Below are 24671 nucleotides of genomic sequence, written 5' to 3'. Positions count from 1 at the left end.
TTTATAATGTCAAATCGAGATAAGGACTACTCATTCTGGACCAAATACAAGCGTTTTGCCTCGACAGAAATTCTGATGTATCTGGTGATGATAATTGGCATCACGCTTGGCATTATTTTTTTAAGTTAAGTATCAGCTTCAGGTTGTCCGCAGTATTCACTTCAGTTGTGAAGTTGAAAAACTCAGCATATTTTTCCGCAGGAAATGTGCCTTCGTTTATGACAAGTTTTCTGTAATAAGTTAGTTTTTTCCCTTCCAATACCGTCTTGCTTATATATTCACCAAAAATGCTCTTCAGATTTTTATCATTTTGTTGCAGTAAATTGGTTTCCACTTCATCAGGTAAATTATAAACAATTTTGTCTTCATCAGTGAAACCACGATTAATATATACAGATTTAATTCTGCTCCTGGCTTCAAGAATTGTTTTGTGAACATTAAAAGCATTTACTTTCAAAAATAAGCGGTTATTGTTCACCGTTCCGTATCTGGGCAGCTCCAGACTAATGTTTTCAATTACTTCCGGATTAGTGACTTTGTTTTGAATGTAATCTACGCCCTTGAAATTGATGTTGTCGATATCGTAAATGTCGGCGAGTAGTTTCTTCTGTTCAGATGGGGCCTTATCAATTACATCTTCATTATTTTCATACTGCGACCCATAAAAAGTTGTTTTCATTTTTCCGGCGATGTCGCCGTTAGCCATCACGTTCAAGTCGGCATTTCGAATTTGAAGATTGCCGGCAGTGGCTAATTTTGGGGTTCGTAAGAGCTTTCCGCCATCTTTTGTACAGGCTAGAACAAGCCTGTCATCGGTAAAGGTACTCAAAAAGCCAAATGGAATTTTCTGACTCGTACATTCCAGCCACGTGGTATCGCCTTTTAACGGCATGCATAATATAACATGGTTTCCCTGCACCATACTCGCATAATCAGGATCGAAGCTCACCTTTTTATCTCCTGCTTCAACAACGCAGTAATAAGATTCGATGCCGGCAACATCCAAAAGACTTTGAGTGTAATTAACTAGCGCCTTACAATCGCCATAACCAAGCCTGTCTACTTCGGCAGCGGTAACTGGCTGGAAGCCACCAATGCCAATTTGAACGCTAATGTAACGCGTTTTTTTCTGCATGTATTCATAAATCTTTTTGGCTTTCTCTTTATCATCAGGCAGGCCCGAAACTAAGTTTTTTATGAAATTAACCGTTTCCTGAGGCAATATTCTTCTGTTTTTCAATAGGTCGTCGTAGTTCCACTTTCCTAATTCCTGCCAGTTCGCATATTTTCCACTGTAATTGTAGTATGTAAAATTCTTTGCGGCAATTTTTACCGAAGTTTGGTAGCTGTCACGGCTCGGACTATAAGGCTCTGGCTTAACGGCCGTGATATTTGATGCTTTCCACACTAGGGTTTTTTGCTTCTCATTAACCGTTTCTTCCGGAGCACCCTGATAATTTTGTGTCTTAATCCTGAGCTCATCCGCAGGCTTGCTGATAAAGGTATAACTGCTTTTTTCTACCGAAATATCATCTTCATCCTGAGGTATCCAGTCTGGAATAATCAAATTCTGCTTAAATCTGATTTCATAATTGTATACCACCGTGTAGGGATAAATATTTTCTGAAGGCAGGTAATGTTTAAGCCTGCTGTCAACAAATAAAGAAAAGCCATCTGCTGCACTTTCATCGTTGAAGTTGCTTTGATTAAACTTTTTTGTGAGTATTCCGGCGGCATTGTAAACCTCGCCTTTAATACTCTTAATTGCCGTGTTTTTATCATAAAAGAGCACCAACCTGGCTTTATCGTCGCCATTTTTATTTAAAACCGTAATTGCTTTTTTAACCGAAAGCATCACATTATCCGGCGCCCGCATGTCGATTGTGGTTTCGTCGGTTCTTATGGTTGCGTTTGCACGGCTCTTTAAGCCGGAAGGAATTAATTCGCTGTCATAATTATCCTGAGAAAACACCAGTGTTGCACAGCACATAAAACAGAAAAATAGGAATGTTTGCTTCATTATTTAGTCTTTTTTAAAAGAACATCTGCCTTTTGATTCTGGATTATTTTGCTGTAAAGTTCCTTTAGATAAGGATATTCTTCTGGCTGATAAATTGCCTTGTTAAATTGCAAAATCTGACTAAATGAAAGTGAGTTATCTTCAATGAGTGTTTTAAGGATATATCTTCCACCACTATTTGGTAAACCAACCGCAAGGTCCTTAGGCTTCTCGGCCATCTCATAGTTAGCTGGAAGCGCTATACTTATGATAACACGCTCATCCGAAGCGGCGCCTAAATCAACCGGATAGGTTCTCAAATTTAGGTTAAATGGATTTTTAGCAACAGGGTTGATGAAAAAAGGATTAAAGAACAGGTCATCTTTAGATGCATTTGCAATTGGTGAAAACTCCACTTCGTAAATTTCTGTCAGGGTATTTTCGACGCTGTCGATATTCCTAATCTCTTGCTTTAAAATTTGAATTTTAGGCAATCTTTCATCGAGTTTCTCCACATACTCCTCCGGCGAATTAAATTTCTTTATTTCATTACGCTTATTTAGTGCAGCGTAGCCCGTTGAGTGAGTAGTAATCGTGCCTTTAATTTTTCCATCTGACTCTAATTTCCCGCTCATGATATAACTCGTAGAAGTTTTTTGGCCGGCAACCAAATCAATCCAGTAAGAAGGCTTTTTAAAATTAATAACACGACCCTGATCATTTATACAGCGCAGAGGCAGCAAACCAAATGGCGCCAGAGGTTCTGAGGCATCTAGCAAATAGCTTTTATCATCAATGTTAACCTTTGCAATGAGGTAATTAAAATCGCTTACTACCGGAAACAGTTTGTTAACGGTTCCATTTTCTCTCGTTGACAAAATTACCGCTTCTACATCCAGGTTTGCAGCAGATAATGCCGATATCAAGCTGAGATTTATATCGGCAACGTTGCCGGAGTGCATATCTAACGCTTTTTTTATGTTGTCTTCGCTGTACTTGCCATAGTAATTATTCCACTTAATTTGTTTCTTAATGTAGTTGTAAACTGCTTTGGCCTTAGTCAAATCATCTGTTGAGTTTTTTAAGATTACCGGTATTACATCCTTAAATAAATCCTTTCGCTTCATCTGCGCACCAAGACTCTTTTCTCCGGTTAAATCGTAATCTATATCCCGCCAGCTTTTGGTGTACTTTTGAGAGCCACCGCTTAACAGTTGCTGATCTGAAAGTTCGAAATGAATTGCTGATTTGAAGTTGCTTGCAGCTGTCATATAATCTTCTTCAACAAAAGCAGGAATATTTTTCATTATGTACCAAATCTTCGAGCAATCTATTGGTGTGCCATTTATGCGCAAACATTCTTTAGCCAATTCGCTTTTGGTATCACTTAGTTTGTTAAAACCACGCAAAGAAACATTGTAATTGTAAATAGCAGGGATATAGGCTAAGTATTCGCTATAAACTTTTGGTATATTGCTCTGAAATTCCCATGTTTTGAAATTGAAGAGGTTCGGCGATTCTAAACGGTAAGTATATTCAATTACAGAGCCATTTTTAATGTTTGGAAGTGTAAATTTTGTTAAAACCGTGTATTTCGATTTGTTTTCTGTAAAAACGGATTTGTTATCCATTGCCGATTCCACAAAGCGACCATTCTCATAGTTGAATGTCGATGCTTTAATCGCACTTATAAACTCTGCTCTCGAACCATCTTTATAACTTGGAATGGTAATATTGGCTTGCTGATAACCATCTTTATTAAAGATTTTGATTTTGACATGGTATTCAAAAATGAGTTCGATGTTTCCGGTTCTGTCGCTAATTTGAACTGAGGCAGTTCCAAATTCTTTTAAAACTACAGCACTCGCATTGCTATCGATTTTATTGCGGTCAAATTCAACATCATCGAGGGTAATTGCACCGAAATTAAAATTTTGCGCATGTACTTTAAAAATAGCAAAAGACAGGATTAAGAGTAAGAAAATTTTTCGCATTTGAGTTTGGTTAATTTTTTGCAATTTAAATCTAAGCCACTATATTCTGAAATTTTTTGGTAACTAAATTTTACAATTAGTACATAGATTTTGCAGAAGTAACCAATCCTTTTTAGCACTTTTGATTAAAGAAATATTATCGGTATCTGTTTAGTGGATATCTAATTCATAGCTTAAAAAATGAAATTAAATTTAAAACGCCCTTTAGCTTTCTTCGACCTGGAAGCAACAGGTATTAATGTAGGTGCAGACAGGATTGTGGAGATAGCCATTTTAAAAGCGATGCCGGATGGCTCGGAATTGGTTAAAACCTGGCGTGTTAACCCGGAAATGCCTATTCCATTGCAAACTTCGTTAATTCATGGTATTTATGATGAAGACATTGCAAACGAACCGACTTTTAAGGCATTGGCTACCGAAATAGCTGCGTTTTTAGGCGATAGTGACTTAGCTGGCTATAATTCTAACAAGTTCGATATTCCAATGCTACTCGAAGAGTTTTTGAGGGCTGAGGTAGATTTCGATATGAGCGATAGAAAATTTGTAGACGTTCAAAATATATTCCACCAGATGGAACAGCGTACCTTAAAAGCAGCTTATAAATTTTATTGTAATGATGATTTGGTAAATGCGCATGCCGCAGAAGCAGATGTTATAGCAACTTACAAGGTTTTGCTTGGTCAGTTGGAAATGTACAAGGATAAGGAGTTTGAGGATAAGCAAGGACTAAAAAGTAAACCAGTAGTTAACGATGTTGATGCATTGCACAAATTCACAAACATTAACAGACCGGTAGATTTTGCAGGCAGATTGGTTTATAATGACAAGGACGAAGTATGCATCAATTTCGGAAAACACAAAGGTAAAACTACTGAACAGGTTTTTTCTGTAGAGCCTAGTTATTACGCCTGGATGAAACAGGGCGATTTTCCGTTGTATACCAAAAAGAAATTAGACGAGGAATGGGCAAGGTTTAATGCCAAGAAAAACGAGAACAAAGCTCAGAAACCACAAAATCAGGCAACTTCAGCCAAGCCACACTTCAACAAACCAAAAGTAGACGAAAAACCTGCTCAGCCCATAAACACCGACATGCTGGAACAGTTAAAAATGAAATTTGGTAAGTAAATCTTCAACTTCTCTGACTAGTTCCATATATAAAACTCCTCAACTTTGATGAAAGCGATTAAATTAACGGTAATGCTGATGTTTTCAGCTTTCTGGTTGCAAGCTCAGGTTCAACTTCCGGTAGAGCAGGTGTTTCAAAACACATACCAGAAGGGTACAAGAAGCACCGACGGCAAGCCGGGGAAAAACTACTGGCAAAACAGTTCGAATTACAACATCAAAGTTGATTTTAACCCTGTAACACGATTGCTGAAGGGTAGTGTAGATATTACTTACACTAATAACAGTCCAGACACTTTGAAGGAGGTCTGGTTTAAGCTCTACCCAAATCTTTATAAAAAAGGCACGCCGAGAAAAGCACGTTTTGCCGAGGCAGACCTGGGCGAAGGTGTTGCCATTGAAAAAATTGCCGCAAATGGGAAATCGGTTAATGATTTTAGCATAGATGGAACGAACATGACCGTCAAAGTTCCGCCTGTTTTGCCAGGAAAAACAATCAGGTTTGCAATCGATTATAACTATGTCCTAAACAAGGGTTCTCACATGCGTACCGGACAGGTTGACGATGGTGCACATTTCGTTGCCTATTTTTTTCCAAGAATCGCAGTATATGATGATGTTGACGGCTGGAATAAGTATCCGTATACGGGTGCCGAAGAGTTTTACAACGATTTTGACAATTTTAATGCAGAAATTACTGTTCCTGGTGGTTATGGCGTTTGGGCTACCGGCGATTTAAAAAATGCATCAGATGTTTTTCAGCGGGAAATCGTTTCGAAATTAGCCTCTGCAGAAAAAAATGATGCCATAGTAGACGTGATTACGGAAGCTGATTTGGCAGCAAAAAAAGTCACTCAACCAAAGCCCTTTAACACATTTAAGTTTGAGGCAAAAAATGTTACCGATTTTGTTTTTGCGCTAAGTAATCATTATTTGTGGAAATCATCGAGCTTAATTGTAGACCCGGCAACAAAAAGACGTACCCGGGTGGATGCGGTTTTTAACCCAAAACATAAAGATTATTACGAAGTAATTGATTTTGCCCGAAAAACTGTGAATGCAATGAGTTATCAGTTTCCCAAATGGCCGTATCCTTATAATCATGAAACGGTATTTGATGGTTTAGATCAGATGGAATACCCCATGATGGTGAACGATAACCCGGTTGATAAAAGGGAAGATGCGATTACTTTAACAGACCATGAAATTTTCCACACCATGTTTCCATTTTATATGGGTATTAATGAGACCAAATATGGCTGGATGGACGAAGGATGGGCTACAATAGGCGAGTGGCTGATTTCGCCAATGATAGATTCCACAATTGTTGATGAATATGGCATTCAGCCAACTGCCGCAAGTTCCGGTAGTAAAGATGATTCGCCCATTATGACGCTTACACCCGATTTGAAGGGCTCAGGTTCTTTTACAAACTCTTATCCAAAGCCAGGTTTAGCCTACCTTTTTGTAAAAGATTACCTTGGCGATGAGCTGTTTACAAAAGCTTTGCACAACTACATCAAAAACTGGAATGGCAAACACCCAATGCCATACGATTTCTTTTATAGTATGAACCAGGGCAGCGGTAAGGATTTGAACTGGTTCTGGAAACCGTGGTTTTTTGATGGCGGTGTTTTAGACTTGGCAATAAAATCGGCGAATAAAACGGATTCTGGCTATGCTATTGTTATCGAAAATAAAGGAATGAAGGCATTGCCAATTGATTTGCTGTTAACTTTTGAAGATGGTTCTACAGAAAATAACCACAGTACAATTGGTGTTTGGGAAAAAGGAAATAAGGAAACCATAGTTTCTATAAATACAAATAAGGTATTGAAGAAAATCGTAATGGGAAATCCGCATACGCCTGATAAAGTTAAAAGTGATAATAGCTTCACCGTTAATTAATAGCTTGAATTTACTGGATAATACGGTTTCTTAATTACGCCTTCATCGCTAAAATACTTACTTAACTTGCGGTTTTTAAGCGCCCTTTTCAACCGCGTTTTTTTGTTATTTATAAGGATTTTATCCTGTATGAGCCTAATGCCGTGGCTATAATCTGCCCAGGTATTAAGATGCTTGTTGTAAACAGGTTGTATAGCTTTTCCATCTGGTTTGTGCCAGCCGTAAATTACAACCCGAGGCGTTAACGCTCCATAAATTTTGTTGGATAAAATAATGTCTTTCTTGTTGCCGGCAGTCAATAAACCTTTATTGTGTTCAACGATGAAGGGTTGGAGCTGTTTTAAAATAGAGTCAGTGGAATTAATAAACACCGGAACTGTTACCATTGAAGTTGATGGCGCAATAGGTTGTGGATACAATTTTATAGTTGCGGCCTTATAAATGGAATCAACCATCAACTTTGTCGGCAAACTACAGTGCGTTAAAAATGCAACTTTCTGTGCAAGCATGGGTGTCATAGGCACGTAGAAGAAATCTTCGTTTGAGCCAATTGCAAAATAATCCGGTAGAACGTATAGAGAAACAGCGTCATGCGTATTGTTAGGGCTCATATCCAGCTTTGATAACTTTCTTAAAAAATCAGGAACATTGCCATTTTTTATTTCTTGATAAATAAGCCGTTCTCGGTCTTTTAAACCTAATGTACTGTCGGAAATGCTCAGTGCAAAAGCTTTGCCGTCGAGCGCATGCTCTTTTCTCTTTCGCAAACGTAAAACCTGTGACTGAGCAATCTGGCACCAGCACGTTATTAAAATCAATACTTCGAGCAGCTTTTTCGTCATGATTTTAAAAAGTTGATATTTCTTTTCAATCCCGTAAGTTTTGTGCGCTTAACTGCTGAGTTTTTGAAAACCTTGTTAAACACTTCAGCGGTGATTTCGGTTAAGTCTTTCGCATTTAACGCCAAGAGGCCGTTTTCTGGTTTAAAAGCGTCTTCATTATGCGCTTTAGAAAATCGATTCCATGGGCAAACATCTTGACAAATATCACATCCAAACATCCAGTTATCCATTTTGTCTTTAAACTCAGCGGGAATTTCATTCTTGAGTTCGATGGTTAAATACGAAATACACTTTGTGCCATCTACAACCTGTGGGGCAATAATTGCATCTGTCGGGCAAGCATCTAAACACCTGGTGCAAGTGCCACAATGATCTGTCTGAAAAGGATTATCATACGCAAGCTCCAAATCTACAATCAATTCTGCCAGGAAAAAGAAAGAGCCGTTTTGTTTGCTTATCAAATTTGAGTTTTTCCCAATCCAGCCAATTCCTGACCGCTGCGCCCATGCCCGGTCCAACACCGGTGCAGAATCCACAAATGCTCTCCCGGAAACTTCTCCAATGTTTTCATTAATAAACTGTGTGAGTAGTTTAAGTTTATCTTTTATCACATGGTGATAATCTTTCCCGTAGGCATATTTCGAGATTTTTGGCGCAAGTGGATCCTGTTGCTGCTCCTCTGTGAAATAGTTTAACGAAAGCGAGATAACTGATTTTGCACCATCAACAAGCAGGCGAGGGTCGAGTCTTTTGTCGAAATAATTTTCCATATATTTCATTTCGCCGTGGTGGTTTTTGTTTAACCAGGCTTCGAGCCGTGGCGCCTCAGTTTCTAAAAACTCTGCCTTTGAGATTCCGCAAGCCATAAAACCAAGCCTAATTGCTTCATCTTTTATCAGTTTGCTATATTTCTCAGGGTTGTTATACATCGTTACAAAGATAGGGCTTAGAATTAAAACCTTTTGCCTGCTTGCTTGTTGTTATTTCGAAAGCTAAATAAATAATTATGGGCCTGGCAAGTTTAACTAATGGCTGTTCAGCTTTTATTGCCACTCATTTAACGCATTAAATTATTAATAATGGAAAATATAGATCCGAAACATACGGAAAGTGGAGAAGCTCCAAAACCGATAGAGAAAGATTACGAAACTCATAAAGAAGATCCGGGACCAGCGAAACCTGCAGTAACAGAAAAAGATGAAAACGGCGCCGGTTCTGTTCTTAAATGGATTTTGCCAATCGCAGTAATCATTGGTTTAATTGTGTGGTTTGCGATGAGAAAATAATAGCTTTAGTAAATTTGAAATGCCGGTTAGTGATGTGACCGGCATTTTTTTTGACCATTTTTATTTGAGCAGTTTTGTTTGATATAAATCTGTCCGCCTGTCCTTTAGCACCTTAACCGTTCCGTAATGATGCAATTCATCTAGTAGGTGCAAATCAACATCAACTACTAAAACCATTTCTGTGTTGGGCGTTGCTTCTGCTTTTACAGCATTTGTTGGAAAAGCAAAATCTGAAGGCGTAAATACAGCCGATTGAGCGAACTGAATGTCCATGTTGTTCACTTTTGGTAAATTCCCTACACAACCGGCAATGGCTACATAACACTCATTCTCAATTGCACGTGCCTGTGCGCAATGCCTTACACGCGTATATCCGTTTTGTGTATCTGTTAAAAAAGGTACAAATAAAATCTGCATGCCCTGGTCGGCGTAGATACGGCTTAACTCCGGAAATTCGACATCATAGCAAATCAGAATACCAACTTTACCACAATCTGTGTCAAACACCTTAACCTTATCACCGCCAATCATTCCATAGTATTTTTGCTCATTAGGTGTAATGTGAATTTTCCGGTATTCGTCAATTTTACCTGTTCTATGGCACAAATAAGTAGCATTGTAAAGTTTACCATTCTCGAGTAAAGGCATACTTCCTGTTATTATATTTACATTATAACTCAAAGCGTATTCGTGCATTTTATCAACAATCTCCTGTGTTTTCTCCGCCAGTTTGCGCATGGCCTCAATTTCTGGCAGGTGATTATAGGGCTGTAGAAGAGGCGTATTAAATAACTCGGGAAACATGATAAAATCCGCCTTATAGCCACTCAGTGCATCAACGAAAAATTCTACCTGCTCATAAAATACTGCCATATCCGGAAAAAGACGCATTTCCCACTGCACAAGACCCAATCGAATGGTCATTGCAGAGCGGGCAGAGGCATCCAAACCCTGATAATAAATATTATTCCACTCGATTAAAGTAGCATATTCTTTAGATTCATGATCGCCTGGCAAATAGTTCTTTAACACTTTTCTTACGTGGAAATCATTAGAAATCTGAAATGTTAATGTTGGGTCGTAAATCTCCTTTGCTTTTACCTTATCTATATACTGCCGCGGGTTTAAGGTGTTTGCATAGGCATGATAACCGGGAATTCTACCCCCGGCAATAATACTTTTTAGGTTTAAGCTTTCGCAGAGTTCTTTTCTGGCTTCGTACAATCTTCTTCCTAAACGGAGGCCGCGGAATTCCGGATGCACGAAAATTTCGATTCCATATAACGTATCTCCATTTGGATCGTGTGTGGTAAAGGAATAGTCGCCGGTTATGAGCTTATAGGTGTGCCTATCCCCATATTCGCTGTATTCAACTATTATTGCAAGCGAGCAGGCCACAACTTTATCATCAACTGCGATACAAAGCTGGCCCTCAGGAAAAATTTTTAAGAGTTTCTCGATGCTTGATTTTGGCCAGATTGATCCGCCCATACTATCATAGGCCTTTATCATCGACTCTCTTAAATCAGCATAATCTTCGAGCGTTAGCTTACGTAATTCAATATTCATAATTTGTTGGTTTTACATTTAATGAACGGATTTGAAGATTAAATGTTTGGAATAATGTTAAACCTGAAGGTGAGCAATCGAACAAAAAGGTTCACGGCAGTATTTGAAACGGCCATGAGCTTACCCAGCACGAAAAAAAAATTACACATGCTGGCGGAAATGCATTTAAAACAACTTGCCGGTTTGTCCGGGAAAGTTCTTCTTTAAATGCTTATAGGCTGCTTCGGTAACTTCGCGACCTCTTGAGGTACGCATTATATAACCTTCCTGAATTAAAAAAGGTTCATAAACTTCCTCAATTGTGCCTTCATCTTCGCCAACAGCGGTTGCAATGGTTTTTAAGCCAACAGGGCCACCCTTGAATTTATCGATAATGGTTACCAAAATTTTGTTGTCCATTTCATCCAGGCCATGCTCATCAACATTAAGTGCGTTTAGCGCATAGCGGGCAATCTCCGTATCAATATTTCCTGTACCCTTTATTTGTGCAAAATCGCGGGTTCGGCGAAGTAATGCATTTGCGATTCGGGGCGTTCCGCGACTTCTTCTTGCAATTTCATATGCCCCTTCATCGCTAATCGGTGTTTTTAAAATGTCAGATGAACGAAGAACTATCGTGGTTAATAACTTCGCATCATAGTAAGCTAAACGGGCATTTATACCAAACCTTGCACGAAGCGGTGCAGTTAACAAGCCTGAACGGGTTGTAGCGCCTACAAGCGTAAAGGGGTTTAATGATATCTGAACCGAGCGGGCATTAGGTCCTGTTTCAAGCATAATATCAATCTTGAAATCTTCCATTGCAGAATACAGATACTCTTCTACTAAAGGAGACAGCCGGTGAATTTCATCAATAAAGAGGATATCGCCGGTGTCTAAGCCGGTTAACAAGCCCGCTAAATCGCCGGGTTTGTCCAAAACGGGTCCGGAGGTAACTTTAATTCCTGCACCCATTTCGTTCGCAATAATATATGATAGTGTCGTTTTGCCCAATCCCGGAGGACCGTGAAGAAGCACATGATCTAAAGCCTCGCCACGAAGTTTCGCCGCCTGCACAAAAATGCGGAGGTTTTCCATTACTTTTTCCTGCCCCGTAAAATCTTCAAAAGCCTGCGGACGTAAAACCCTTTCGATATCTCTATCGGTAGGCGTTAGGTTAGTAGCTTCAGGATCAAGATTTTCGTTCATATTGCAAAGATAAAATTAAATGCTAAAAAAATTAGGATTTTTTAAACTTGTTGGAAACAACCAGTTCTTTAGAACCAGCAGTATATTGATAAAAACCTTCGCCTGTTTTTACACCCTTTTTACCGGCGGCAACCATATTTATCAATAGGGGGCAGGGCGCATATTTCGGGTTTCCAAAACCATCGTTTAACACCTTTAGTATTGCAAGGCAAACATCTAAGCCAATAAAATCTGCCAGTTGCAACGGACCCATTGGATGTGCCATGCCAAGCTTCATCACCGTATCGATTTCGTAAACGCCAGCCACGCCTTCATATAATGTGTAAATTGCCTCATTAATCATTGGCATTAAAATTCGGTTGGCCACAAAACCGGGGTAATCATTCACTTCAACCGGATTTTTCTGAAGTTGTTGAGAAAGGGCCATTATTTTTGCGGTCGTTTCATCGCTGGTTTGGTAGCCGCGAATCACTTCAACTAGCTTCATAACAGGTACAGGATTCATAAAATGCATTCCAATAACATGCTCGCCACGGCTTGTTACTGCGGCAATTTGCGTTATAGAAATGGACGAGGTATTGGAAGCCAGAATAGTGTGTTGCGGCGCTAACGAATCCAAATCCCAGAATATTTTAAGTTTCAAATCCAGATTTTCCGTTGCGGCTTCTACAACTAAATCTGCTGTTTGCACGCCGTCTTCTATCGAAGTAAAAGTTTTAATGTTGCCAATTGTTTCGGTTTTTTGCGCTTCGCTTAAAGTGCCTTTACTTACTTGTCTATCTAAATTTTTAGCGATTGTGCTCAATGCATTGTCAAGTGCGTGCTGGTTAACATCAATTAAATTTACCGCATAGCCGAACTGGGCAAAAGTGTGGGCAATTCCGTTTCCCATTGTGCCTGAGCCAATAACTGAAATATTTTTTATCATCATTTTATATTAATGCTTTGTTCTTCTAATTAATCTATGTCTGGCGATAAATTATTTGCGGCATCGACTCCAACATTTAATCTGCCGACCTCAACCGCCAGGTCGGGGTTATTGATATCTTACAATATATCCTAATAATATTTCCAAATATATTATTAACTATCCAAAGTAAAATCAAATGTTGATGAAAAGACAACAGCGTTTTCTCAGCGCTAATTAAGTTTTTAAAGCGCAGTCCGATACTTCCTGATAAACCTGGCTGAATTAACTTAGAGGTTCGGATAATGATTTCGGAAATTTATAGTTGATATTTCCAGATTCTAATCTGAGGATTCAATAACCCAAAAAAGCTTCAAATCCTGAATTTTTTATTTAGACTAATTCAAATTTGGCTTTTGCGATGAAAATATTGAGTATAAATGAAGGTTATTTTCGGTTATTTTGCTGAAATATCAAAATTGCATAAAAATTTTACTTAGTGTAACCCGATTTTCGCCGACGATTAACTATTTGTTTAGTTTTATAGATGATTTTTATCAACTATTTATATAGTAGGTTTATAATTTTCGATTTATTTATCTTTTATTATTCTTGGCAGTGCTAAAATTGAGTTTATTGCGATAAATTGTACTTTTCTGCCAGTTATTTTGTTATTATTTTTGTTTTTATTAAAATATTTAAATATCATTGCCACCGTAAGGTGTTTCTGTTTAACTTTCTTCATCCCGAAAAGATTTTTAAATCAATTCTACATCTACCGATGATAACTCAGGGGTGAAAAAAACTACTTGTGTTTACTAAACTGGTAAACCTAAATTCATCTGTACAAACAATTTTCTTTCAAGCATATTTTTAGCCATAAAGGGTTGTGGCTTTGGTATATATTAATAAATCATAACTAAACTTAAATGAAAAGAAAACTACTAAAATGTTTGTTTTTCTTGATTGTGTTCATTGCGTTTGAAGCATCCGCACAAGACAAGACAATTACCGGAATGGTAACGGCTAAGGACGATGGCCTGCCGATTCCAGGAGTAAGTATTAAATTAAAAGGTACTAACCGTGGCGTTGTTACAGATGCTAAAGGAAGGTACTCAATCTCAGTTCCTTCTACAGAAAAAGATTTTTTGGTTTACAGTTTCGTTGGCTTTAAAACCAAAGAGATTAGCACACTTTCTAGAACAATCGATGTTACATTAGAATCGAATGCAAACACGCTTGATGAGGTTGTAATTGCGGCCGGTGGTATTAAACGTGCCGCAAGAGAGCAAGGTTATGCCACTACAAGAATCGATGCCGAAGCTTTAACTGCGGGTAAATCTCCAACCATTGCAGGTGGTTTAGCCGGTAAAGTAGCTGGTTTACAAATTAATGCTGTTGGTACAGGTGTAAATCCAGCGTATCGTTTGGTGTTACGTGGTGATAGATCCATCACCGGTAATAACCAGGCATTAATTGTGTTAGACGGTGCAGTTGTGCCAAATGAGTTACTTGGAAACATAAACCCTGATGATGTAGAAGATTTAACGGTATTAAACGGCGCCAGCGGTGCTGCTCTATACGGTTCCGATGCATCAAACGGTGTGTTAATTATCACTACAAAAAGAGGTAAGAAAGGCACACCAGTTATTAAGTTATCAAACACTACAGCAATTGAAAAAATCAGTTTCTATCCTGAGTTGCAAAACAGATTTGGTTCTGGTACTGATGATTACCCGGTTGCGTATGAACCAATTGAAAACCAGCAATATGGTCCGGCTTTTGATGGCGTATCGAGACCTATCGGACGTATAAATCAGTTCGGACAAACCCAAATGGTGCCTTATTCTGCAACCAGAGATAAGTATGATTTCTGGGATACTGGTATTTCAAATCAAACCGATTTCTCACTTTCTTCTGGTGATGAAAAATCATCTACTTATATTTCTGCACAGTACTTAAACGGAAAAGGAACCACCCCGAAAGATGAGTACGACAGAATTGCGTTCCGTTTCAACGGAGACCGTAACATTACAAAGAATTTCAGCGCAAAATATAACATCAGTTTTACCCAAAATAAATACGATACGACTCCAAATACATCGAGTATTTATGATAATTTGTTAAATACCCCTGCACAAGTTCCGTTATTGAGTTATACAGATTGGCAAGACCTAACCAGCTGGGCGAATCCAAATAACTACTATAACGATTATTACAGAAACCCATATTTTGCGATTGACAATGCAAGACAGAAGCAAAAAAATGATTACATCACCGGGTTGGTTGAATTAAACTATAAAGTAAACGATTGGATAAGCTTTATCGCAAGGGCTTCATTAAGCAATCGCTATTATGAAAGCAAAACAGCTACAGATGGTTTTACTTACACCGACTTCGTTTTAGGTTCTGGCTCATCAAAAGCAAATTTTGCAAGCAGTGTATCCGACCGCTTGTTTCAAAATAGCAATTTTAACTCTGACTTTATTGCAAACATTAAAAAGGATATTAAAGATTTTTCAATTAATTTCCTTGCAGGTGCAAACTTGAAAAGTTTTACCTATAAAACAATGTCATCATCTGGTAGTGGCTTGCAAGTGCCATACCTGTACAATTTAGGTAATATCACGGGTACCCCAACAGCATCAGAAAGTAACGAAAACACCCGTAGATATGGCGTTTGGGGTGATGTAACTGTAGGGTATAAAAAATACCTTTTCTTACACGTAACAGGTAGAAATGACTGGGTGTCTATTTTAGCTCCAGCCAACCGCTCGTTCTTTTACCCTGCTGCCGATGTATCATTTATCCCAACTGATGCTTTCGATTTCTTAAAAAATAGCAAATGGTTAGACTACTGGAAAATTAGAGGTGGTATATCTAAAGTGGGTAACGTTAACGTTGATACTTATGCATTGTTATCAACATTTGGTTCTCAAACAGGTTATAACTATGGTACAGGATACACACCTAGTTCATTAATTGTATCGCCGGATTTGAAACCGGAGATAACCAATGGCTATGAGTTTGGTACAGATTTCAGAATGTTTAAAGGCAGGATTGATGGAACAGTTACTTACTACCACACAAGTTCGACTGGGCAGGCCATTAACGCTGGTATTGCTGCGAGTAGCGGTTTTACAAGTTATTTGCTAAATGCCGGTGAATTAGAAAATACTGGTCTTGAAAGCGTATTGCATTTTACACCAATAAATAAAGGTAACTGGAGATTAGTAGTAGGTGGTAACTATACACACAACGTAAATAAATTACTTTCTTTAACGCCTGGTTTAACGAGAATTGGCGTGAGCGGTAGTGGAACCATCTATGGTGATACTTTCGTACAAACGTATCCAATCATCATCGGTTCTGATTATGTTAGAGATTCTGAAGGTAGGGTTGTGGTTGATAGAAATACGGGTAACCCTGTTGGTACAACAACCGGTAACGTTTTAGGCAATACACAGCCAAAAAACAGATTAGGGTTAGATTTCAATTTGTCATGGAAAGGCTTAACGCTATCTGGTTTGTTCGAATATAGAGGAGATTTTGTTCAATACACTTCTGCTGGTTCAACTTTCGATTTCTCAGGCTCAAGTATCCGTTCAGTTTATTACAATCGTGAAAGATTCGTTTTCCCTAACTCATCTTATTTAGATGCTGCAACAGGAAACTACGTAGCAAACAACAACATCACTGTTTCAGCGGCTAATTCTGGTTTCTGGTCCAGCAGTCAGTTTAGAGGTACCACAAGTAACTATGTTTACTCAGGCGATTACTGGAAGTTGAGAGAGTTAGCTTTATCGTATAAAATTCCATCAACAGCTTTAAAATACATTAAATTTATTAAAACCGCTACGGTTAGTGCTCAAGGTAGAAACTTATTTATCTGGCTTCCAAAATCGAACACCTGGGGCGATCCTGATGTTAGTAGCAACGGCTCTGATAGTAATGCGGTGGGTATCACTTCATTATCTCAAACGCCGCCAACAAGATATTTTGGTGGTACTGTTTCATTAACATTTTAATACAACTAATTATGAAAAAATATTTAAGCATAACATCAATTTTTCTGGTTTTAATACTGGGATTCTCCGGGTGTAAAAAGGGATACCTGGATATTAACGAAAATCCTAACTCGGCAACTTCATCTACACCACAATTAGTACTGCCTGCTTTATTAAACAACATGTCTAGCAATTACATAACGTATTTTAATTATGGAGGTAGAATAGCAGGTTACATTGCAAATGGTGGCGGCTTCTCATTTGTAGGAAGCACAACAATCACTTATAATTTTGATAGTGGCGCTAATACCGGACTGTTCACTGCGGCTTTTTCCGATTTGAGAAGTATCCAATACATTATTAATACAAGTACCGGCGTTCAGCAATATGCCTTGTACAATGGTGTAGCCCGTATTCTTAAATCGTATTACTATCAATTGTTGGTCGATGAGTATGGAAATGTTCCTTATTCGGAAGGGTTAACCGGAGCAGATAATCTGACACCACGTTACGACAATCAAACTGATGTTTACCAGGCTTTGGTAAAGGAAATTGATGCAGCAATCACTATTTTAAAAGCGAACGCTGCGTCTTCAACTGTAACGAAGCTAACCGTTAACAATGCTGATATTATGTTTGGTGGTAACGTTACCAAATGGATTCAGTTTGCTAACAATATAAAACTGCGTATTTTAACAAGAGCGCAAACAGGCCCTTTAGCATCATTTGTAAATACAGCTTTTGGCACATTTTCTTCTGAAGGCTTTTTGCTTGATGATGTCGTTATTCAGCCTGGTTACGTTAGTACAAGTGCACGTCAAAACCCAATTTGGGATGCTTACCAATCATCTTATACAGGAACAACCACAGGAAATAGTTATATCCCATCTACCTGGATGTACTCTTTCTATAACGGTGCGAAGTTAAACGATGCGGGTAGAGGCGCTTTAACCTACAGACTTTTTGCTGCAGGTACAACGCCACGTGGACAACTCGGTGCTCCAAATAATCCAAATTCTGGTGCACCAAACTGGTACGTAGGTACAGGAGTTGGTTTAGCATCTACAGAAGCGAAAGGCTTAATTAAAAGCAGAGTGATGGGTCAGTTAATTTTTCCAGCGTCAGAAACCTATTTCATGTTAGCTGAAGCTGCCCTTAATGGTCGTCCTTTGGCAGGTAGTGCCCTTGAAAATTTTGAGAATGGCATAAAAGCATCTTACAATTATTTAAATAAAACCGGCGCATCTACAGCCTCGTCTGATGCTTCTGTGCTTACAACCTATTTAAATACTTATAAAACGGCCAACGCAACAAGTTTCCTGGTAAACTATAGCCTGGCAGCTACTGATGCGCAAAGATTAGAAGCTATCATAACTCAAAAATACATCGCCCTTAATTTTATTGATGGTTATGAAGCTTGGCAAGAGTATAAAAGAACAGGATACCCTCGGGTTTCTGGTACTGCTGCTACGACTACGTTTGCCTCAACCGAGTCGGTAGCACCTACTGCTGACAGACTGCCGGTTAGAAACTTATACCCAACTTCAGAATACAACTTAAATCCAAACGTTCCGGCCGCTTCGACCATCAGTATTTGGACAAGCAAAATTTTCTGGGATAATAATTAATACATAAATAGATAAGAGATGAAGACTCATTTAAAATTATATTCGGTAATAATGGCGCTCGGCATTTGCCTGTTTACCTCCTGCGTTAAGGAAGACAACATGTTCACAGATAACGGAAACGGCGGCGAAAGTGGTATTGTAGAGCTTGGAGATTTGCCGCCTACACGTACGGCCGGGGCAACTGCTGTTACTTATACTACCGTTACAAAATCATTCGACGCAGCTGCTGAAGTTGATGTGCCTATCGTAATAAATTACACTGGCGTAAACGGCGCACCTGCCGATGTAACGGTACAGGTAGCAATAAATAATGCAGCTGTAGCTGCCACTAGTACTACGTATACTGCATTGCCAACAAATCTTTATACAATACCGAGCAATACGGTTACTATTCTTAAAGGGCAAAAAAAGGCAAACTTTATCGTTAAAGTTAAAGCTTCATCGTTTAATTTTGCCCTTACTTATGCGCTTGGTATTCAGATAACATCAAGCTCAAATGGCATCGTTAGCGGTAATTATGGAACAGGCGTTTTTATCTTTTCTGCGAAAAATCAGTGGGATGGCGTATATCAAATTGTATCCGGACAAGTTACCAGGTACACGGCTGTGGGCGTTGTTGAAAATCCAAGTACCTTGAATGGTACCCAGGTGGGAAATCCTAATATTACTATGATTACCAACGGCGCAAACTCAGTAATTGTTAGTAACATGAAATGGTTTGGTGGTGGCGGTATCGCAGGTATCGACAATACAGTTGCTACAATAAACCCAACTACTAATGCAGTTACGATGTCTTGTTTAACAAATGCAACATTGGCGAATAGGGCAGGGTTGCCAAACAATTATGACCCGGCTACAAAGACCTTTACGTTGAACTTTGACTGGAATCAAACTACTGCACCAAGACAAATGAGTCTTGTGCTAAAATATGTAAGTGCCAGATAATCCCTAAATCAATTCCACAAATAACCAGATACGCTGTTGTCTGGTTATTTGTTAATATTTAATTAGGAATCGAAAATTTTCAGCACAACAAATTTCTGCTCTTTAAATTATGCGAAAAGCATAGAAGAAAGAAACACTACCTACTGAAAAAGTTAATTAATGAATAGTTTAAGATAGAGATATGGCTGGATGGCGTATCTCTATTTTGTTTTACATAGGTTTAAGGCGCCAGTCGTGTTTTAACCCAGTTGCCTTTAACCAGTTCAAAGTTAATTCTATCATGGAGTCTACTTCTTCGTCCCTGCCAAAATTCGATTCTTGTTGGTTTTACCAAATAACCACCCCAATGTGCGGGTTTCGGGATGGATTTACCTTCGCTTTTCAATTTTAAATCTTCAAACTTCTCTTCCAAAAATTTTCTGTCGGGGATTACCTGGCTTTGCGGAGATGCAACTGCACCAATCTGGCTTGCAACAGGGCGGGTAAGAAAATATTCTTCTGAAGTCTCTTTGTCTAACTTCTCCACGATACCTTCTACTCTAACCTGACGCTCCAGGTCGGGCCAGAAAAAAACTAAAGCAGCATAAGGATTCCGTTTTAACTCTTTGCCTTTTGCGCTTAAATAGTTTGTGAAGAATCGAAACCCGTTCTCATCAACACCTTTTAACAGCACAATTCTGGCATCTGGCCTTCCGGCTTTATCTGCAGTTGCCAATGTCATCACATTTGGCTCGTAAACCTGGGCTTCTATGGCGTGGTCAAACCACTTTATAAATTGGGTAATAGGATTGTTATCTACGTCAGATTCATCTAAGGTGGCGCTTTTGTAATCTTGGCGCAGGTTTTGTAGAAATTCGTTTGTAACTTGCATAAAACAAAAATAGGCATCTTTTACGGTGCTACAAACCAATATTGCCATGCTAAACAATATAAAACCGAAAACAGGGCGTTTACTTATTTCAGAGCCATTTATGGCCGACCCAAATTTTAAGCGGTCGGTAGTTTTGTTAACTGAACATAGCAATGAAGGTTCTGTTGGCTATATATTAAATCAGGTAGGAAACCTGATTTTAAAAGATGTTATTCAGGACTTATGGGATGCCCAAAACTACATATATTTTGGAGGCCCGGTAGCGGCTGATACCTTGCATTTTATTCACAGGGCTTTCGACAAACTGCAAAGTGGCGAACCGATAGGAAATGGATTATATTGGGGCGGCAACTTTGAAACGCTGAAAATTTTAATCAATACCAATGCAATAGAGGATACTGAAGTTAAGTTTTTTATGGGATATTCTGGCTGGGATGATGGCCAACTTGCTAGAGAACTCGAGCAAAATGCGTGGATGGTGAGCGATATTTCTGATCCCGACATCATATTTGGAAATGACGAAGAAAAGCTGTGGCGGGATGTAATTGTAAACCTTGGTCCCAAATATGCTCATGTAAGCAATTTTCCTATCGATCCAAGTTTAAATTAAAATTGCAATTGAGCTTGTCGCAATGGTTTTTATTACGACAAGCTTAAAAGAATCTCTATAGTTTATTCATTTCATCAGCACTTTCTTCAACTTTTCTTCGCAACTCATCTTTGTAAGCTTGCATTTTAATAGTTAAAGCATCGTCTGCGGTAGCTAAAATCTGGGCAGCCAGTAAGCCGGCATTTTTGGCGGCATTTAAAGCAACAGTTGCCACGGGTATACCGTTTGGCATTTGTAAAATCGACAGAATACTATCCCAACCATCAATTGAGTTCGACGATTTTACGGGCACCCCGATTACAGGCAGGGTAGTAATTGATGCCACCATACCGGGTAAATGGGCTGCGCCACCCGCGCCCGCAATAATTACTTTAAGGCCTTTTTTATGAGCCTCCTTTGCATAGGTGAACATGCGTTCGGGCGTTCTGTGTGCAGAAACTACAGTTATTTCATAGTCGATTCCAAAATCTTTTAGCACATCTGCAGCATCTTGCATAACAGGCAAATCAGATTTGCTGCCCATAATTATTCCAACTTTCGCACTCATTTTAAATATTTTAATTACGGTTTTTACCCGGGGGTTAATTAGTTATTAATATTTTACGCCATTACTCTTAAGGTATTCTGTACATACCTTGCTTTCTCAATGGCCTTTTCTCTGTCGATATCAACAACGGTTACGTGACCCATTTTGCGGAAAGGTTTGGTGTATTTTTTACCGTAAAGATGAACGAACACACCGTCAATTGCTAGTATTTTCTCCAGGTTTTCATATCTGGCCACACCTTCAGCACCCTTTTCGCCCAGTAAATTAATCATTATGGCATTTGTAATGCTACTGGTATCGCCCAAAGGCAGATTATATATAGCACGTAAATGCTGTTCAAACTGTGAAACGTAATTGCCCTCAATAGTTTGGTGGCCACTATTATGCGGGCGGGGGGCGACCTCATTCACCAATAATTCGCCATCGCGGCACACAAACATTTCGACAGCTAAAATGCCGGTAATGTTCATTGCTGAAGCAATATTCTTAGCAATGTTTTCTGCCTTTTGCTGCAAACTTTCCGCAAATGTTGATGGGGAAATCAAAAACTCCACAAGGTTTGCTTCCGGGTTAAATTCCATTTCTACCATAGGGAAAGTTTTCATGTCACCATTAGCGTTCCGGGCAACAATAACAGCCACTTCTTTTTCAAAATCAACGAGTTTTTCAATAATGCAAGGTGCATCAAAAGCCTTGTCTAAATCGGCTGCGCTATTAATTTTCATCACGCCCTTTCCATCATAACCATCTTTTCTAAGTTTTAGAATGTAGGGAAATGGTATATGGCTGTTCTCCATGTCTTCCCTGGTATTTACAATTTGAAAAGGGGAAGTTGGAATGTCATTTTCTTTAAAAAACTGTTTTTGAACGCCTTTATCCTGAATTAAGCGAATTACCCTCGATTGAGGAAACACCTGTTTACCTTCTTTTTCCAACTGTTCAAGGGCTTCAATGTTTACTTTCTCGATTTCAATTGTAATGATATCAGCCTTTTTACCGAAGTTATAAACTGTATCGAAATCAGTTATAGAACCATTTTCAAAAAAGTTCGCAATGTGTTTGCAAGGAGCATCAGGGTCAGGGTCTAAAACCAGCGACGTTACATTATAATTTATGGCTTGTTGAATAAGCATTCTGCCTAATTGTCCGCCACCTAAAATACCCAATTTTAATTCGCTAATCTGTTTTGCCATGCGCTTGAAAATAATGCTACTTTTGTGCAAAAGTAACCATAAAAAATTTTATTGATGAATGCTGATGCAATAATTATTGGTGCAGGTGCTTGTGGGTTGATGTGTGCGGTGCAGGCCGGCTATTTGGGAAAGAAGGTGATATTGCTCGAGAAAAACGAAAAACCGGGTGCTAAAATCCTGATTTCTGGTGGCGGTCGCTGCAATTATACCAACCAATTCGCATCTGCAGAGCAGTTTATCTCAGAAAATCCTCATTTCATCAAATCTTCTTTCACACAATGGACGGTTGATGATACCGTTAATTTTTTTGAAACCTACGGAATTCAGGGTAGGGAGAAAACATTGGGACAACTATTTCCTGATGAGAAAAACGCAAAAGACGTAGTTCAAATGTTTACTTCACTTTGTGACGATTTTGGGCAGGAAATTAGGTGTAATGCTGCGGTTAAAGATATTGAACTACTTCCTAATGGTTTTAATGTGCGTTATGAAAAGAATGGTAAGGAAATTCTTTTATCGGCTCAAAAGGTAGTGATTGCTACCGGAGGACTGCCAATTCCAAAAATGGGTGCTACAGATTTTGCGTTGCGCTTTGCCCGGAAACACAACCTGAAGATTGTTGAAACCGCACCTGCATTAGTTCCGTTAACCATCACCGGTAAAGATGAAGAGTGGTTTGCGCAATTGTCGGGCAATTCTGTTTTTTGCGAGGTAAGCAATGATGAAATTTCTTTCGAAGAAAATATTTTGTTTACGCATTGGGGTTTAAGCGGACCGGCAATTTTACAAATTTCATCCTTTTGGCGACGTGGCGAACTCATAAATCTTAATCTATTGCCCAATCAAAATATTGCCTTATTGTTATATGATGAGCGGAAACTTAATGGAAAAACCTTGTTATCGACTTTGCTGAATCGATTTTATACCAAAAAGTTTACCGATGCCTTGGGTAAATTTTTGCCTTTAACAAAGCCTGTTGCAGCTTTAACAGGTTCCGAAATTCAGCTAATAGCCCAAACCATACACGAATTTAAGGTTAAACCTGCGGGAGATAAGGGTTACGACAAAGCCGAAGTGATGCGTGGTGGCATCGATACCAGCGAAATTTCTTCGAAAACTTTAGCGTGCAAAAAAATTCCAAACCTGTTTTTTGGTGGCGAATGTTTAGATGTTACAGGTTGGCTTGGCGGTTATAATTTCCAATGGGCGTGGGCAAATGGTTTTGTTATTGCCCAAAACATCTAATATAACTTCGGATCCATTTTTTAAAAATCGCTCGCAAGCCTTATAAGTAAACATTGGGCATAATTTCCCATGCCCACGGTTTTTTAAAGGTTTTAAATGTTCTTAATTGAGAAAAGTAAAGCACTTCGCTTGTTTTGCTGTTGGCCACGTCTCTGCGATGTAGGTTACCAACAGTGGTGAATAATTCCCGCGTTTTAAAATCATAAACACGTTCGGTCATGTCGCCGGTGTTTTGGTTGAAGTATAAATTTATTGCGCTGGTAAGAAACCAGTCTTTTTGCTCAAATTTAAAGGTGTAACCCAGTTCCCAGCGCCATTCTGCGCCGCCTTGAAAGCGTAAATACAGTTGCTGGTCTTTAATTCCAATTCGATTAAGTGGGTCGCCGAGTTTTCCTCCTTCTTCCGAACGAAGAATGAAATCATTGTTTTGGGTCGACAAACGATAACTTCCGGTCGCTTTATCTTTAAAATAGATGGCCAGGATGCGGGGTTTTTGAGTTTCTTTGATGATGTCAGAATTGTTATCGCCATAGGTTCTGGTTTCATCGGTAACTTTATCCGATTCGAAGATTACCGCTAAATCGTCGATACCATCTTGATTCAAATCTCCATTAGCCATTTCAATTACCGACCAGCTGTTTGGCGTGAGTTGTTCAACCGAACTACCCGATGACTTCACCTTAGGAAATAAGAACGTTTTTTGAGCAAAACTTATTTGCACAAAAAGCATCAGCATAAAAAAATTAAAAACTCTCATTGAGGTTGCAAAAGGTGTTAATGTAAGCTAAAAACGTTTTTTGTGCT

The 24671-nt window shown here is 38.9% G+C and carries 21 protein-coding genes; 9 read left to right on the top strand and 12 right to left on the bottom strand.

Features of this window, described 5'->3' with window-relative positions; all coding sequences use genetic code 11:
• The first annotated feature begins 6 nt into the window (after positions 1–6).
• Entirely contained in the window at positions 7–129 is a 123-nt protein-coding gene (locus ASG14_RS20630; protein WP_255352819.1) for a hypothetical protein, read from the top strand.
• Here the strand turns inward: ASG14_RS20630 and ASG14_RS19880 are convergent.
• Together ASG14_RS19880 and ASG14_RS19875 are read right to left on the bottom strand one after the other, a co-directional pair.
• The gene (locus ASG14_RS19880; RefSeq protein WP_056872832.1) at positions 113–2020 is read right to left on the bottom strand and encodes a DUF3857 domain-containing transglutaminase family protein; all 1908 of its coding nucleotides are present in this window, start codon (positions 2018–2020) and stop codon (positions 113–115) included. The two genes, ASG14_RS20630 and ASG14_RS19880, sit on opposite strands and share 17 nt — an antisense overlap.
• Positions 2020–3993 (bottom strand): DUF3857 domain-containing protein, encoded by a 1974-nt coding sequence (locus tag ASG14_RS19875; RefSeq protein WP_056872831.1) that lies wholly within the window; start codon positions 3991–3993, stop codon positions 2020–2022. The genes ASG14_RS19880 and ASG14_RS19875 overlap by 1 nt, the downstream gene beginning before the upstream one ends.
• Before the next feature lie 180 nt (positions 3994–4173).
• Here ASG14_RS19875 and ASG14_RS19870 point away from each other — a divergent pair, with 180 nt between their 5' ends.
• Entirely contained in the window at positions 4174–5121 is a 948-nt protein-coding gene (locus ASG14_RS19870) for a 3'-5' exonuclease (RefSeq protein ID WP_056872830.1), read from the top strand.
• Positions 5122–5169: 48 nt separating this feature from the next.
• Positions 5170–7029 (top strand): M1 family metallopeptidase, encoded by a 1860-nt coding sequence (locus ASG14_RS19865; RefSeq protein ID WP_056872829.1) that lies wholly within the window; start codon positions 5170–5172, stop codon positions 7027–7029.
• Here ASG14_RS19865 and ASG14_RS19860 read toward each other — a convergent pair.
• Positions 7026–7871, bottom strand: coding sequence for a hypothetical protein (locus ASG14_RS19860; protein ID WP_056872828.1), 846 nt, complete (start codon positions 7869–7871; stop codon positions 7026–7028). The two genes, ASG14_RS19865 and ASG14_RS19860, sit on opposite strands and share 4 nt — an antisense overlap.
• Positions 7868–8800, bottom strand: coding sequence for a tRNA epoxyqueuosine(34) reductase QueG (queG, locus tag ASG14_RS19855; RefSeq protein ID WP_056872827.1), 933 nt, complete (start codon positions 8798–8800; stop codon positions 7868–7870). Before queG ends, ASG14_RS19860 begins: the two co-directional genes overlap by 4 nt.
• Positions 8801–8950: 150 nt before the next feature.
• Here queG and ASG14_RS19850 point away from each other — a divergent pair, with 150 nt between their 5' ends.
• Complete coding sequence (locus tag ASG14_RS19850; protein WP_056872826.1) at positions 8951–9157, top strand: hypothetical protein; 207 nt, start codon at positions 8951–8953, stop codon at positions 9155–9157.
• Positions 9158–9217: 60 nt separating this feature from the next.
• On the opposite strand, the gene ASG14_RS19845 is transcribed toward ASG14_RS19850, so the two are convergent.
• From ASG14_RS19845 to ASG14_RS20355, 4 genes are all read right to left on the bottom strand, one after another.
• Positions 9218–10726, bottom strand: a complete 1509-nt coding sequence (locus tag ASG14_RS19845; protein ID WP_056872825.1) for a bifunctional GNAT family N-acetyltransferase/carbon-nitrogen hydrolase family protein — start codon at positions 10724–10726, stop codon at positions 9218–9220.
• 165 nt (positions 10727–10891) lie between these two features.
• Positions 10892–11914: a Holliday junction branch migration DNA helicase RuvB gene (gene ruvB / locus ASG14_RS19840; RefSeq protein WP_056872824.1), complete on the bottom strand. Its 1023-nt coding sequence runs from the start codon at positions 11912–11914 to the stop codon at positions 10892–10894.
• A gap of 31 nt (positions 11915–11945) precedes the next feature.
• On the bottom strand, positions 11946–12845 hold the full coding sequence (locus tag ASG14_RS19835; RefSeq protein WP_369817237.1) for a 3-hydroxybutyryl-CoA dehydrogenase: 900 nt from the start codon (positions 12843–12845) through the stop codon (positions 11946–11948).
• A 568-nt stretch (positions 12846–13413) separates the two neighbouring features.
• Positions 13414–13566, bottom strand: a complete 153-nt coding sequence (locus ASG14_RS20355) for a hypothetical protein (protein WP_157275029.1) — start codon at positions 13564–13566, stop codon at positions 13414–13416.
• A 184-nt stretch (positions 13567–13750) separates the two neighbouring features.
• Here ASG14_RS20355 and ASG14_RS19830 point away from each other — a divergent pair, with 184 nt between their 5' ends.
• Genes ASG14_RS19830 through ASG14_RS19820 form a run of 3 tightly spaced genes read left to right on the top strand, consistent with a single transcriptional unit; the run spans position 13751 to position 19401 of the window.
• A complete protein-coding gene (locus tag ASG14_RS19830) occupies positions 13751–16849 on the top strand; it encodes a SusC/RagA family TonB-linked outer membrane protein (RefSeq protein WP_235528629.1) in 3099 nt (1032 codons plus the stop codon).
• An 11-nt stretch (positions 16850–16860) separates the two neighbouring features.
• Entirely contained in the window at positions 16861–18456 is a 1596-nt protein-coding gene (locus ASG14_RS19825) for a SusD/RagB family nutrient-binding outer membrane lipoprotein (protein ID WP_056872823.1), read from the top strand.
• Between the two features lie 18 nt (positions 18457–18474).
• Positions 18475–19401 carry a DUF1735 domain-containing protein gene (locus tag ASG14_RS19820; RefSeq protein ID WP_056872822.1) on the top strand — a complete coding sequence of 309 codons (927 nt, stop codon included), beginning with the start codon at positions 18475–18477 and terminating at the stop codon, positions 19399–19401.
• A 220-nt stretch (positions 19402–19621) separates the two neighbouring features.
• Here the strand turns inward: ASG14_RS19820 and pdxH are convergent, their stop codons facing one another.
• Entirely contained in the window at positions 19622–20272 is a 651-nt protein-coding gene (gene pdxH, locus ASG14_RS19815) for a pyridoxamine 5'-phosphate oxidase (protein ID WP_056872856.1), read from the bottom strand.
• 46 nt (positions 20273–20318) lie between these two features.
• Between pdxH and ASG14_RS19810 the strand changes: the two genes are divergently transcribed.
• Complete coding sequence (locus ASG14_RS19810) at positions 20319–20882, top strand: YqgE/AlgH family protein (protein WP_056872821.1); 564 nt, start codon at positions 20319–20321, stop codon at positions 20880–20882.
• 55 nt (positions 20883–20937) lie between these two features.
• Here the strand turns inward: ASG14_RS19810 and purE are convergent, their stop codons facing one another.
• Complete coding sequence (gene purE, locus ASG14_RS19805) at positions 20938–21429, bottom strand: 5-(carboxyamino)imidazole ribonucleotide mutase (protein ID WP_056872820.1); 492 nt, start codon at positions 21427–21429, stop codon at positions 20938–20940.
• A 53-nt stretch (positions 21430–21482) separates the two neighbouring features.
• Entirely contained in the window at positions 21483–22622 is a 1140-nt protein-coding gene (locus tag ASG14_RS19800) for a 5-(carboxyamino)imidazole ribonucleotide synthase (RefSeq protein ID WP_056872819.1), read from the bottom strand.
• Between the two features lie 54 nt (positions 22623–22676).
• On the opposite strand from ASG14_RS19800, the gene ASG14_RS19795 reads away from it, so the two are divergent.
• Complete coding sequence (locus ASG14_RS19795) at positions 22677–23867, top strand: aminoacetone oxidase family FAD-binding enzyme (protein ID WP_056872818.1); 1191 nt, start codon at positions 22677–22679, stop codon at positions 23865–23867.
• Positions 23868–23907: 40 nt separating this feature from the next.
• Here ASG14_RS19795 and ASG14_RS19790 read toward each other — a convergent pair whose 3' ends face one another.
• Positions 23908–24624, bottom strand: a complete 717-nt coding sequence (locus tag ASG14_RS19790; RefSeq protein WP_056872817.1) for a hypothetical protein — start codon at positions 24622–24624, stop codon at positions 23908–23910.
• Positions 24625–24671: the final 47 nt, after the last annotated feature.

The sequence above is a fragment of the Pedobacter sp. Leaf194 genome (genome assembly GCF_001423945.1).
Lineage (GTDB): Bacteria > Bacteroidota > Bacteroidia > Sphingobacteriales > Sphingobacteriaceae > Pedobacter.
Note: the sequence above shows the minus strand (reverse complement) of the source record. Positions and strands in the feature narration are given on the sequence as shown.